Below are 12,998 nucleotides of genomic sequence, written 5' to 3' on the forward strand. Positions count from 1 at the left end.
GGCGCTCAACCGAAGCCTCACCGCTCGTGGAGCACGTCCATGGGAAAGGTCTTGCCAGCCAGGGCATCGCGGATACGTTTAAGCACCAGAGGGCTGCGTAGACGTCCGTCCCGATCCAGTGCTTCGATTTCTTCCAGGGTCAGCCAGTGGATGGCGTGGATATCGCGGTCAAGCTCGGTACCCAGGTGGGCCAGCGCCATGCCCAGGAACGCGTGGCTGTGAAACGCCTTGCCGTCCTTGGTCTGATACACGTACATGCCCAGATAGTCGGTGATACCCACCCGCCAGGCGGTCTCCTCGGCGACTTCACGCAGTGCGCCATCGCGAATGCGCTCACCGGGTTCCAGATGGCCTGCGGGCTGATTGAACAGGGTATGAGGGCCGCCATGGTCCTCTTCCACCATCAAGAAGCGCCCGGCGCGTTCGACCACGGTGGCCACGGTCACATAAGGGGTCCATCGCATTATCGGCGTCTCCTCGCTGGGGATGCGGTTCTCGGGCGCTTGGGTGCATGCAGCGTCTGACGCTGCCATTGCCCCGGCGCCAGCCCGTCCAGGTTCCATGGGCCAATGGCCACCCGTACAAGTCTAAGTGTGGGGTACCCGACGTGTGCTGTCATTCTGCGCACCTGGCGGTTTCGCCCTTCGCTGATGGTCAGCTCCAGCCAGCAGGTATCGGGATGGCGTTTCGGGTCGAGAGGTGGTTCACGCTCCGGCAGGCCGCTGTGGACAAGGCGTCGTACCTTGGCAGGTCGGGTCGGTCCGTCCTTGAGCGTGACGCCTTTTGCAAGGGCGTCCAGAGCGCGCTGATCCGGCTGTCCTTCAACCAGCACACGGTACGTCTTGGGCTGCTTGTGGCGGGGGTGGCTGATACGATGAATCAACTCACCGTCGTCGCTGAGCAACAAAAGCCCCTCCGAGTCGTAGTCGAGACGTCCGGCAGGGTAGATGTCGGGTACATCGATGAGCGACGCCAGCGTATCGCGTCCCTGCTCATCGGTGAACTGGGACAGCACGCGGTAGGGCTTGTGCAGCAGGTAGAGTTGACTCATGGGCTGGCTCGGTAGTCCTGACGAGGCCCGTCTGACGGGGCTCGTGCGGTCATTTGCAAAGATTGTCGACAAAGCCTACTCCGGGCGCTGGGGGTAATGCTATACTCCGCGCTCCACTGAATAGACCTGACAGGGGAGTTCTCAATGGGTTTCCAGAAAATTGTCGTCCCTGAGGGCGGCGAAAAGATCACCGCTAACGCCGACAACAGCCTGAATGTGCCGAACAACCCGATCATCCCGTTCATCGAGGGTGATGGTATCGGTGTCGACGTCACCCCGGCGATGAAGATCGCCATCGACGCCGCTGTGCAGAAGGCCTACAACGGCGAGCGCAAGATCCACTGGATGGAAGTCTACGCCGGCGAGAAGGCCACCCACGTCTATGACGCGGACACCTGGCTGCCGGAAGAAACCCTGGAAGCGGTCAAGGAATACATCGTTTCCATCAAGGGCCCGCTGACCACGCCGGTGGGCGGTGGTATCCGCTCCTTGAACGTCGCACTGCGCCAGAAGCTGGACCTGTATGTCTGCCAGCGTCCGGTGCGCTGGTTCGAAGGCGTGCCTAGCCCGGTCAAGAAGCCCGCTGACGTCGACATGGTTATCTTCCGCGAGAACTCTGAAGATATCTATGCCGGTATCGAGTGGAAGGCGGGTACCGCTGAGGCCGACAAGGTCATCAAGTTCCTGCGCGAAGAAATGGGCGTGACCAACATCCGCTTCCCCGAGGGTTGCGGCATTGGCGTCAAGCCGGTGTCCGAGGAAGGCACCAAGCGTCTCGTGCGCCAGGCCCTGCAGTACACCATCGACAACGACCGCGAGTCGCTGACCCTGGTGCACAAGGGCAACATCATGAAGTTCACCGAAGGCGCCTTCAAGGATTGGGGCTATGAGCTGGCCAAGGAAGAGTTTGGCGCTGAGCTCCTCGATGGCGGCCCCTGGATGACCTTCAAGAACCCGAAGACCGGCAAGGACATCGTGGTCAAGGACGTGATCGCTGACGCGATGCTGCAGCAGATCCTGCTGCGTCCGGCCGAATATGACGTCATCGCGACTCTGAACCTGAACGGTGACTACCTGTCCGACGCTCTGGCGGCTGAAGTCGGCGGCATCGGTATTGCTCCGGGCGCCAACATCTCCGACACCACTGCCATGTTCGAAGCGACTCACGGTACTGCGCCGAAGTACGCTGGCCAGGACAAGGTCAACCCGGGCTCGCTGATCCTGTCTGCCGAGATGATGCTGCGTCACATGGGCTGGGTCGAGGCTGCTGATCTGGTACTGAAAGGCATGGAGAAAGCCATCAGCAAGGGCGAAGTCACCTATGACTTCCACCGCCTGATGGAAAATGCCACGCTGTTCAAGTGCTCTGAGTTCGGTCAGGCTGTCGCTGACAACATGTAAGCGACTGCACCGAGCGACGAGCCGTCCTGCTCGTTGCCAGTGCTGACAGACAAGGCCCTCGCCCTCGCCGGCGAGGGCCTTTTGCATTTTGTCCGCGTAGAGGGTGAAAGCCGCGTCGGGATTCCCGATAATGAGAGGGAACCCTACCGCGCCCCAGACGTCCAATGCTCGACGCGGGTGAGCGCGGGCACCCGATTGACAGTGTGAGGCCTATGTTCAACGCAAGAGACGAGGATCCGCTCTGGATCCAGATGCCGGTGGCAGGAATGACGCGTCCGCCGGGAGAGCCCGACGAACAGGACGACGGTGACCTGGCCACTCAGGAAGCCGATCCTGAGTTAGCCAAGCCACCCATGTATAAGGTTGTCTTGCATAATGACGACTTCACCCCCATGGAGTTTGTGGTGGAGGTTCTCAGGACGTTCTTTCACCTGGATAGCGAGACGGCCGTGCAGATCATGCTGACAGTGCACAGCCATGGCAAAGCCACCTGTGGCGTCTTTACCCACGACATTGCCGAGACCAAGAGTCACCAGGTCAACGAGTATGCCAGGGAGTGTCAGCATCCTCTGCTGAGCGATATAGAAGCGGCGGACTAGGTGGAATCCTGAGAATCGCTGATCTGCCTGTGATGTGGGCGCATGAGGCGGCACATGCGTTAACGGAGACGCGTCCTTCGTTGACGAAGAACTTGCAACGGCGCCATTTGTACCCGATGTTGATGGTGCCGGACCATAAAAGATCCGACGCAAGCCCTAGGCGGCGAGAAGGGGACTGCCATGCTGAGCAAAGAACTTGAACTGACCCTGAACACGGCCTTCACCGTGGCGCGCTCCAAGCGCCACGAGTTCATGACCGTGGAGCACCTGCTGCTGGCACTTCTGGATAATGCGTCAGCATCAGACGTGCTGCGTGCCTGCGGGGCCAACCTCGACAAGCTGCGGTCTGACCTGCAGGACTTTATCAATTCCACGACGCCGCTGATTCCGGAAGACCAGACCGAGCGCGAGACGCAGCCCACTCTCGGGTTCCAGCGTGTCCTGCAGCGTGCGGTCTTCCACGTGCAGTCTTCAGGCAAGAGCGAAGTGACGGGCGCCAACGTGCTGGTGGCCATCTTCTCCGAGCAGGAGAGCCAGGCGGTCTACTTCCTGAAGCAGCAGAACGTGGCCCGTGTCGACGCCGTCAACTATATCGCTCACGGTATTTCGAAGGTGACCGGTCACGGTCAAAGCCCGGCGGCATCGTCGCCGGAGGCAGAAGATGCTGAAGATGGCAGCACCGAGGCCGGCGGCAACCCGTTGACCGGGTTTGCTACCAACCTCAACGAACAGGCGCGTATGGGCAAGATCGATCCGCTGATCGGCCGTGACCACGAGCTTGAGCGTGTGGTGCAGATTCTGGCACGCCGTCGCAAGAACAATCCGCTGCTGGTGGGCGAGGCCGGGGTGGGCAAGACAGCCATCGCCGAGGGCCTGGCCAAGCGCATCGTCGAGGAGGACGTTCCCGACGTGATCGGGGATGCCGTCGTGTACTCCCTCGATATGGGCGCCCTGTTGGCGGGTACCAAGTATCGCGGTGACTTCGAGAAGCGCCTGAAGAGCCTGCTGGCCGAATTGCGCAAGTTGCCCAACGCGATTCTGTTCATCGACGAGATTCATACCGTGATCGGCGCGGGGGCGGCCTCTGGCGGGGTGATGGATGCCTCGAACCTGCTCAAGCCTCTGCTGTCTTCCGGCGAGTTGCGCTGCATCGGTTCGACCACCTTCCAGGAGTTCCGCGGGATCTTCGAGAAGGACCGGGCGCTGGCGCGTCGTTTCCAGAAAGTCGACGTCCTGGCTCCCTCGGTGGAAGACTCCATCAAGATCCTCAAGGGCTTGCGCTCGCGCTTCGAGGAGCATCACCAGCTCAAGTACACCGACGCTGCGCTCGACAGCGCGGCCCGCTTGGCCGATCGTTACATCAACGACCGCTTCCTGCCGGATAAGGCCATCGATGTCATTGACGAAGCGGGCGCTCACCAGCGCTTGCTGCCCCCCGAGATGCGTGTCGATACCATCGATGTGGATCAGGTCGAGGCGGTAGTCGCATCGATTGCTAGAATTCCGCCGAAGAGCGTGTCCAGCTCCGATCGCAAGCTGCTGGAGAATCTGGATCGGGATCTCAAGATGCTGGTGTTCGGCCAGGATGAGGCCATCGATAGCCTGGCGGCGGCGATCAAGCTCTCTCGCGCTGGGCTCAAGTCTCCTGACAAGCCTGTGGGCAGCTTCCTGTTTGCTGGCCCGACGGGAGTGGGCAAGACCGAGGTGGCTCGCCAGCTGGCGCACATCATGGGCGTCGAGCTGCTGCGCTTCGACATGTCGGAGTACATGGAGCGGCACACCGTTTCACGTCTTATCGGCGCACCTCCTGGCTATGTAGGGTATGACCAGGGCGGCCTGCTGACAGAAGCAGTGACCAAACAGCCCCATTGTGTGCTGCTGCTGGACGAAATCGAGAAGGCACACCCGGAAGTGTTCAATCTGCTGCTGCAGGTGATGGATCACGGGCGTCTTACCGACAACAATGGTCGCGAGGCGGACTTCCGTCACGTCATCCTGATCATGACATCCAACGCGGGTGTAGAAATCGCGACGCGCCGCTCCATCGGCTTCCAGACCCAGGATCACTCCACCGATGCCATGGAGGCGATTCGCAAGACCTTTACACCGGAATTCCGCAATCGCCTGGACGGCATTATCCAGTTCTCGGCGTTGCCCAAGCCGGTGGTGCGCAACGTGGTCGACAAGTTCCTGGTGGAACTGCAGGCGCAGCTAGACGAGAAGCGTGTTCAGCTGGAAGTCGATGATGAGGCGAGAGATTGGCTTGCGACCATGGGCTATGACCCGGACATGGGAGCTCGCCCGATGGCAAGGTTGATTCAGGAGAAGCTGAAGAAGCCCTTGGCCGAGATGATCTTGTTTGGAGATCTGGCTGAGCACGGGGGTGTTGTCCATGTCAGCCTCGAAAGTGGCGAGTTGCATCTCTCCACCGATGTGGAGCTGGCCGATGCGCCCTGACTGAGCTCTCTGGTTTAGGCCGCAGCGAGTCTTGAGGACACCGCTGACGCAAGAGATGACGCCCTGTCTTATGACAGGGCGTTCTTGTAGGTATCGCCTGCTGGCTCGCTTGCCCACGGGACAGGGCAGCAAGGCGGCAGGGTGTGAAAAACGCAGGCGAGTTCCGGACGCCAAGCGCCACCCTGCTGCGTAAATCGTGGCAGGGGTGGGCTGCGCAGCAGGCGGCGTTTGCGCCAGGCTCCGGAGTTATCCAGCACCAGTGTCAGGTGTGCTCCAGCACTGGGCGATAGGGGCCGAATGCCGATGGGCATTGACCCGAATATCAGGGAGCTGCGCTTGCCGGCGAGGCGGGCACGCCCGACGGGCGCGATACCGGCAAGTGGCGTCTACGCAAAGCGCTGACGCCGGCCGATCTCAACGAGAACGGTATACGATGCGACCCTTGGACAGGTCATAGGGAGTCAACTCGACCTTGACCTTGTCCCCGGTCAGGATGCGGATGTAGTTCTTGCGCATCTTGCCCGAGATGTGGGCGGTGACCACGTGGCCGTTTTCCAGCTCGACCCGGAACATGGTGTTGGGAAGCGTGTCGACGACCACGCCTTCCATTTCAATATGGTCTTCGCGTGCCATATAGGCGAATCCTCGCATGTGTAGACAGAGTGATGCCCGACCGCGCGGCGCGACTGCCGTTACTCTGGTCAGGATAGCGCGATATTCTGCCGGATGCTGGGGCAGATGGCAAAGTGAGTTGCCTGAAAAAACGGCAGATGTCTAGGCTGAGGTCTGACGCCTTTGGCGTTTACCCTGTCTCTGGCATGCCATCGTTGCTGGCAGCATAGGCTGTCTGGATCGAGTAAGCAGTGGCGATCCTGACGCGACTCAGGGCGGTACAGCGCCAGGCGTTCAGCCGTGTTCGGTAGGTACCAGCCGGCGCCACAGGCGTCCGTCCAGCCTTTCGAGGGGAGTGAAGTTGCTCTTGTAGCTCATCTTGCGACACGCCTCGATCCAGTAACCCAGGTATACGTGGTCAAGCCCTTTCGCCGACGCCATCTGGATCAGGGTGAGCACCGCCTGGGTGCCAAGGGATCGCCTCTCGAGGCTCTGCTCGGGGTCGAAGAAGGTGTAGATGGCTGACAGGCCGTGGCCGAGTTCATCGAAGGCGGAGACCGCCACCAGCCTGTCGTCGAGTCGCATCTCCAGCAGTCGGGCATAAGGCTGGTCGAGACTCAGAAAGGTGCGGTACTGTTCATGGCTTGGGGGGAACATGTCGCCATCGTGGTGGCGAGTGCAGATATAGCGCGCATAGAGATCATAGTGGGAAGAGTCGAAGCGGGCAGGTACCACATCGACGGTCAGATCGGCATTGCGCCGCATCAAGCGTTTCTGGCTCCTGTTTGGGCGAAATTCCGCTACAGGAATTCGCACCGAGACACAGGCATGGCAGCCTTCGCAGTGGGGGCGGTACAGGTGAAGCCCGCTGCGCCGAAAGCCGAGCAGCGTCAGCGCATCATACACACTCGGCCCCGGCGATTCCTTGGGATCAAGGAACAGCGTGGTCGCCTCTTTTTCTGGCAGGTAGCTGCAAGCGTGTGGCACCGTGAGGAAAAACCTCAGGTCGCGGACCGGTTGCCGCGGTGTGTTGCTGCTCAAGGCGGCCGTCTCCCTGTCGGATGGCGTCTCGTCGGTCGTCAGGCAAAGGCATGACCCGCTGCAATGGTCTCAACTGCCATGGTCTCAACTGCTGTGGTCTGAACTGCCGTGGTCTGAGCTGCAATGACCTCAACTCAATCATCTCAACTCAATGATTCCCACAGCAGGGGGCGTGGCGATGCACCCACTGCGATGGCAAGCGCCGAGTCAGACGTTGTCGACGCAAGCCACGTCAGCAAAAGACCACGCAGGCGTGACCAGAGCGTCTGTGTCCAGGCCATCCAGCCACTTCTCAAGATAGCCGATGAACTCGGATCGGGCGATACCTCTAGCGCCCAGGCTGGCCAGATGCGGGGTCTGCATCTGGCAGTCGATAAGCTTGCCGGCTCCCCGCTGCATCGCATGTGCCAGGTGGACCAGGGCGATCTTGGACGCGTCAGCCTCGCGACTGAACATGGATTCGCCAAAGAACACAGGACCAAGTGCTACACCATACAGCCCGCCTACCAGAGTGGTGTCACGCCATACTTCTACCGAATGAGCCACACCCATGCGGTGGAGTTGGTCATAGGCGCTGCGCATCTCGTCGATGATCCAGGTGCCATCCTGGTCGCCACCTCGGGGAGCAGCGCAGGCGGCAACCACCGACGTGAAGGCGCGATTGGCGGTGACCGTAAAACCTGCATTGCGGACGCGTTTGGCCAGACTCCGACGCACGCGCAGTTCGTCGGGACGCAGTACCATGCGAGGATTCGGACTCCACCACAGGATGGGCTGGTCATCGCTGTACCAAGGAAAGATGCCGCGACGATAGGCGGCAATCAACCATTCGGGGGTCAGGTCGCCCCCTGCAGCCAACAAGCCGTCTGGGTCGTCAAGGGCCGTCTCGACGCTGGGAAAGGCGACCGGGTAGGGGGATAGCCAGGGTAGCATGGGGCTCCCTTCAACAGGGTTTTTGATCAACAGGCGAGTGTGCCCCCAGATGGCGGCACGCTCAAGCCGTCTGGGGCCTATTCGCTCACCGGCTGGCTCGGTATCATGAGGGCCAGTCAGTAGGATGGAAGACGCCGCCATGGCGCAAGGGGAAGGCCATTTGAGTGCCAACAAGAAGTCTGTGTCGTCTCGAGCGACGGCGGCAGCTGCCAAGGAGACCGCCAAGAAAGTTGGCCTGCGTCTGCACGGCTCTGCCAGGGAAGGTGTCATCATCGTGCTGCTGGCCGCCTGTGTGTTCCTGTTGCTGGCACTGTTCAGCTTTGAACCTGCAGATCCTGGCTGGTCGAGCAGCGGTCCTGAAACCGACGTCGCCAACTGGATGGGGCCGATCGGCGCCTGGCTAGCCGACGTGCTGTACTCGCTGTTTGGGGTCAGTGCCCTGTGGTGGCCGGGAATGCTGGCGTTCGCGGCGTGGTATCTGATTCGCTCCCGGCGGGTCGAGTTTGAGTGGGATGCCACTGCGCTAGCCGTTCGCTGTGGCGGCCTGGTGCTGCTGCTGCTGGGATCGACGACTCTCGGCGCGCTGTATTTCAACCACCCGGAAAGTGTGTTGCCGTATTCCACTGGCGGCATACTTGGCGTGGGGCTGGTCGGTGCGCTGCGCCCGCTAGTCGGGTATGGCGGCACAGGGCTGCTGGCGGTCGTCGGGATTCTGGGCGGGATGCCACTGTTCACCGGCTTATCCTGGCTGAACGTGATGGACGAGGCCGGTCATCGTTGCCTGCTGTTGGGGCGTTGGATCAAGGCGCGTTTCGCGGGCGGCAAGGATGCCTCCGACGAGGCTGTCTCCGCGCGCAAGCAGGCCCAGGATCCGGCTCTTTCGGATGCTGAGGCGGATCGTGTGGAGTCATCGGTCGAGGACCACACCCAGCGCGACATTCAGGACGAAGCCGAGCAAGACGGCGCCGCAACCAAGCCTGCCTGGTGGCAGCGCTTGCTGGGCCGTCGTCGCGATGTCGCCTCCGAGCGCCCCCAGTGGGACACCGAGGACGGCACCGATATTCCATGGGAGGTGGCGGAATCCACGCCGTCAGCCAAACAGCCGGGGGCTGCCTATACCGAACGACTGGCGACAGCCGGCCATAGCCGCGCGGCCACTGAGCCCTCCATTGGGCTGAGGGCAAGCAGGGAGGAGCCATCGCCTGCCCTGGATGCTGATGAGCGTCATGGGCGTGCCCCCGCTGCTAGAGATTCTGTCAGCCCCTCTCGGGAACACGAAAGGGAGGCTGGGACAGCCGCTCGCCGTGAGCCGTCTTTTGGCAGTGCACCAACCTCAGCCCGCGAGCGCCGGGAGCCCACCCTGGGCGCGAGTCTCGGGACAGGCCCGAGTGACGATACGGTTGCGGGCTCGCCAACACGACACTCCGCTGACGTCAGGCGTGACACCCGCCAGCCCGCGGAGCCAACGTTTGCCCTGCGCGCTGAGCGCGATGAGCCCGCCGCCGGGGCTGCTGCCCCTGAGCCGGCGGCCTCGATGCCCCATGAGACGCGCAGCGTGGCCCCAGAAAGCACCAGTGCCGAGGCCCAGGAGCGCAGGCTTGACGCTGACACCGCGCAGAGCGGCGTATCAGCCTCTCCGGCGCCTCAAGATCACGCGGGCCAGCGTGCAGCCGAAGATGCCGCTGACGCCGGTGCGACGACATCGCAGCCTCCGTCGCCGGCTCACGCCGAGGACGAAGCGCCACCTCAGGGCTCTGCTATTCGGGGCGCTGCTATTCAGGGACAGCACAGTACGAATCAGGGACAGCACAGGACGAACGCCCCGCAGCCGCCCAGCGAAGCTGCATCCTCCACAACTGCTCCCTCTACAACTGGGCCCTCCACAGCTGGTTCCTCCACAGCTGGCGCTGCAGCTCCCGCTGCTGCTACCCCTGAAGCGCCTCAGCGCGAAGAAAGGCGGGCGGAGGATATCCCCGAGCCGGTGTTGCCAGACGACGGCGGCGCGCTGGCTGGTGGCGCCCTGGCGTCCAGCGCTGGACTGCTGTCATCCACGCACGAGGCCCCTCGGCGGGTGGTAAGCGCTCACCATGACAGCGTGTCGCAGCCCACCTTGGACAGTCGCCAGCAGTCGTCTGTGACGGCGGCAGAGGCGCCGCCAAGGGGCGACGCCTCTTCAGCTGAGCCCTCGGCCGAGGACCGCGGGCATGTCCACCACCAGGATAGCGATGCGCCGGTCACTCCCCATGTGGCGACAGCGGAGCAGGGGAGGGAAGCGGCCGATCAGGGCGGCCCGACGCTGTGGACCGTGGAGCACCTGCAGAACCAGCGTTCCGGCTTCGATGATCTGCCCGAACCCGATGGTGACTTGCCGGGTCTGCGACTGTTGACGCCGCCCGAGCCGCACCAGCCCAACTACACCGAAGAGCAGCTTGCCGACATGGCGGAGCTGCTGGAAATGCGCCTGCGCGAATATGGCGTGAAGGCCGAGGTGGTCGACACATGGCCGGGTCCGGTCATCACCCGCTTCGAGATCAAGCCCGCAGCGGGAGTGAAGGTGTCCAAGATCAGCAACCTGGCCAAGGATCTGGCGCGTTCGCTGATGGTCAAGAGCGTCCGCGTGGTGGAGGTGATTCCGGGGCGTCCCACCGTGGGGATCGAGATTCCCAATCCCAACCGGGCCATGATTCGCCTGCGCGAGGTGATCGATTCGGATCGCTATCAGGACGAGGCCTCCGCTCTGACCATGGCATTGGGCCAGGACATCGGGGGAGCGGCGGTGGTCGCCAACCTGGGCAAGATGCCTCACGTGCTGGTGGCCGGTACGACCGGTTCGGGCAAGTCCGTCGGGGTCAATGCCATGTTGATCTCGATGCTGCTCAAGGCGACCCCTGACGAATTACGCCTGATCATGGTCGATCCCAAGATGCTTGAGCTGTCGGTCTACGACGGAATCCCGCATCTGCTGGCGCCTGTCGTCACCGACATGAAGGAAGCCGCCAACGCGCTGCGCTGGTGTGTGGCCGAGATGGAACGCCGCTACAAGCTGATGGCGGCCATGGGGGTGCGGAATATCGCCGGCTTCAACAGCAAGCTAGATGAAGCCGAGCGTGCCGGCGCCCAGGTGGCGGATCCGTTGTGGGAGCCTCAGCCGTGGGAAATGCATCAGACCCCTCCGGTGCTGGAAAAGCTGCCGTACATCGTGGTGGTGATCGACGAGTTTGCCGACATGTTCATGATTGTCGGCAAGAAGGTCGAGGAACTGATTGCTCGGCTGGCCCAGAAAGCGCGCGCCGCGGGTATCCATCTGGTGCTGGCGACCCAGCGCCCGTCCGTGGACGTGGTGACCGGCCTGATCAAGGCCAACATTCCCACGCGCATGGCCTTCCAGGTGTCGTCGCGAGTGGATTCGCGCACCATCCTCGACCAGGGCGGCGCTGAAAACCTGCTCGGTCACGGCGATATGCTCTATCTGCCGGCCGGCTCGGGCCAGCCCACTCGCGTTCACGGGGCCTTCGTCGACGATGACGAAGTTCACCGAGTGGTCGAGGACTGGAAGCGCCGTGGCGAGCCTGAGTACATTGACGAGATCCTGTCGGGGGGTGTCTCCGCCGATGCCTTGACCGGGCTGGAGGCTGAGGGCTCCGGTGACGACAGCGATGCCGAACAGGATGCGCTGTATGACGAGGCGGTGGCCTTTGTTACCGAGTCGCGGCGCGCATCTATCTCCGCCGTGCAGCGGCGTTTCAAGATCGGCTACAACCGGGCTGCGCGTCTGGTGGAAGCCATGGAAATGGCCGGTGTCGTGTCCTCCATGGGCACCAACGGCGGACGTGAAGTGCTGGCACCGCCTCCCGCAGGAGGCTAGCCCCCGATCGTCGCATGCGTCGCTTTTTGGCGACGCATGCGGCGCTACCATGAAACGACCATGCAACAGACGGTTGCGTTTGAGACCCATGGCAACTTGCCAGGCATACTGGGCTCAAAGGGACATGCCCGTTCATGCCGGAGCAACTTCGGCACGACAGGGAAATCGACCATATCGACGGAGAGACGCTATGCCTGCACGCCTTACCCTGACTTCTGGCCTGGCCACGCTGGCACTGGCACTTGCGGTGCCTGCTACTGCGCTGGCGGATGGTGCCGAGCGACTGACGCGCATGCTGGAGCCGCTGAACACCTACTCTGCCGATTTTGAACAGCAGATCCTGGACGGCAGCGGTCAGCGACTGCAGCGTACGGAGGGTCACATGTGGCTGTCACGTCCCGGCAAGTTCCGCTGGGAGGTAGAGGCGCCGTATGAGCAGGTGGTGGTATCGGACGGCAGCGAAGTCACCTTGTTCGACCCGGACCTGCAGCAAGCTACTATCCAGGCTCTGGACGAACGCGTTACGCACACGCCTGCCTTGCTGTTGTCGGGAAGTGCCAGCGAGCTGACCGACAGCTATAACGTGTCGAGCTCCCAGCAAGGCACCTCGGAGACCTTCACGCTGGAACCCAAGGCGGCCGACACCTTGTTTGAAAGCCTGCGCCTGACCTTCTACAGCGAGGAGCTGGCGGCACTGGAAATGACCGACAGCACCGGCCAACGCACGGCGATTGCCTTTGACAACGCCGAGCAGAATGGCCAGATCGATGACGGGCGCTACCAGTTCGATATTCCCGAGGGTACCGATGTCATTCGCCAGACACCCTGATCCACGGGTCCGGTAGGGTCGTCGCTCTGATGTCTTGGCCTTTCACGGCCAGTCAGGACATAACAGAGACTCGGGACCTGATGCCGCCGTCGCCCCTTCGGGCGGCGGCGCTGTCTTTTCTGGCCACTTTTTTTCTCTGACCCTCTTTGCCGCAGCCTCCGTTCTGATCACCGCCTTCATCGCTTCTCGCTTTTCCCTTCTCCGTTATCC

Annotated in this window: 10 protein-coding genes; 5 read left to right on the plus strand and 5 right to left on the minus strand. The window is 62.2% G+C overall.

The genetic code is table 11. The features are described from left to right. Nucleotides 1-17: 17 nt before the first annotated feature. Nucleotides 18-467, minus strand: a complete 450-nt coding sequence (locus KUW18_RS18420; protein ID WP_206944515.1) for an NUDIX domain-containing protein — start codon at nt 465-467, stop codon at nt 18-20. Then, nucleotides 464-1,051, minus strand: coding sequence for a pseudouridine synthase (locus KUW18_RS18425; protein WP_222164231.1), 588 nt, complete (start codon nt 1,049-1,051; stop codon nt 464-466). The genes KUW18_RS18420 and KUW18_RS18425 overlap by 4 nt, the downstream gene beginning before the upstream one ends. Nucleotides 1,052-1,195: 144 nt before the next feature. Between KUW18_RS18425 and icd the strand changes: the two genes are divergently transcribed. The 3 genes from icd (at nt 1,196) to clpA (ending at nt 5,508) form a co-directional block, all read left to right on the plus strand. Then, nucleotides 1,196-2,452 (plus strand): NADP-dependent isocitrate dehydrogenase, encoded by a 1,257-nt coding sequence (gene icd / locus KUW18_RS18430; RefSeq protein WP_206944366.1) that lies wholly within the window; start codon nt 1,196-1,198, stop codon nt 2,450-2,452. Between the two features lie 251 nt (nt 2,453-2,703). After that, nucleotides 2,704-3,051 (plus strand): ATP-dependent Clp protease adapter ClpS, encoded by a 348-nt coding sequence (gene clpS / locus KUW18_RS18435; RefSeq protein WP_206944514.1) that lies wholly within the window; start codon nt 2,704-2,706, stop codon nt 3,049-3,051. 180 nt (nt 3,052-3,231) lie between these two features. Next, complete coding sequence (gene clpA, locus KUW18_RS18440) at nt 3,232-5,508, plus strand: ATP-dependent Clp protease ATP-binding subunit ClpA (protein WP_222239296.1); 2,277 nt, start codon at nt 3,232-3,234, stop codon at nt 5,506-5,508. Between the two features lie 414 nt (nt 5,509-5,922). On the opposite strand, the gene infA is transcribed toward clpA, so the two are convergent. The 3 genes from infA to aat form a co-directional block, all read right to left on the minus strand. Beyond that, nucleotides 5,923-6,141 carry a translation initiation factor IF-1 gene (gene infA, locus KUW18_RS18445; RefSeq protein WP_013332816.1) on the minus strand — a complete coding sequence of 73 codons (219 nt, stop codon included), beginning with the start codon at nt 6,139-6,141 and terminating at the stop codon, nt 5,923-5,925. A gap of 273 nt (nt 6,142-6,414) precedes the next feature. After that, the gene (locus KUW18_RS18450) at nt 6,415-7,161 is read right to left on the minus strand and encodes an arginyltransferase (protein ID WP_206944362.1); all 747 of its coding nucleotides are present in this window, start codon (nt 7,159-7,161) and stop codon (nt 6,415-6,417) included. 207 nt (nt 7,162-7,368) lie between these two features. Continuing rightward, the gene (gene aat / locus KUW18_RS18455) at nt 7,369-8,094 is read right to left on the minus strand and encodes a leucyl/phenylalanyl-tRNA--protein transferase (RefSeq protein WP_222239297.1); all 726 of its coding nucleotides are present in this window, start codon (nt 8,092-8,094) and stop codon (nt 7,369-7,371) included. Between the two features lie 139 nt (nt 8,095-8,233). On the opposite strand from aat, the gene KUW18_RS18460 reads away from it, so the two are divergent. After that, nucleotides 8,234-11,959, plus strand: a complete 3,726-nt coding sequence (locus KUW18_RS18460; protein ID WP_261396792.1) for a DNA translocase FtsK — start codon at nt 8,234-8,236, stop codon at nt 11,957-11,959. Between the two features lie 190 nt (nt 11,960-12,149). Further along, entirely contained in the window at nt 12,150-12,788 is a 639-nt protein-coding gene (gene lolA, locus KUW18_RS18465; RefSeq protein ID WP_206944357.1) for an outer membrane lipoprotein chaperone LolA, read from the plus strand. The last annotated feature ends 210 nt before the right edge of the window (nt 12,789-12,998 follow it).

The organism is Halomonas sp. DP5Y7-2 (assembly GCF_019802025.1).
Taxonomy (GTDB): Bacteria; Pseudomonadota; Gammaproteobacteria; order Pseudomonadales; family Halomonadaceae; genus Halomonas; species Halomonas litopenaei_A.

Bases quoted from the DNA above. Each gene is read 5' to 3' on its own strand.
- KUW18_RS18425 (WP_222164231.1), bottom strand. From the start codon at position 1,051: ATGAGTCAACTCTACCTGCTGCACAAGCCCTACCGCGTGCTGTCCCAG.
- icd (WP_206944366.1), top strand. From the start codon at position 1,196: ATGGGTTTCCAGAAAATTGTCGTCCCTGAGGGCGGCGAAAAGATCACC.
- clpS (WP_206944514.1), top strand. From the start codon at position 2,704: ATGCCGGTGGCAGGAATGACGCGTCCGCCGGGAGAGCCCGACGAACAG.
- clpA (WP_222239296.1), top strand. From the start codon at position 3,232: ATGCTGAGCAAAGAACTTGAACTGACCCTGAACACGGCCTTCACCGTG.
- infA (WP_013332816.1), bottom strand. From the start codon at position 6,141: ATGGCACGCGAAGACCATATTGAAATGGAAGGCGTGGTCGTCGACACG.
- aat (WP_222239297.1), bottom strand. From the start codon at position 8,094: ATGCTACCCTGGCTATCCCCCTACCCGGTCGCCTTTCCCAGCGTCGAG.
- KUW18_RS18460 (WP_261396792.1), top strand. From the start codon at position 8,234: ATGGCGCAAGGGGAAGGCCATTTGAGTGCCAACAAGAAGTCTGTGTCG.
- lolA (WP_206944357.1), top strand. From the start codon at position 12,150: ATGCCTGCACGCCTTACCCTGACTTCTGGCCTGGCCACGCTGGCACTG.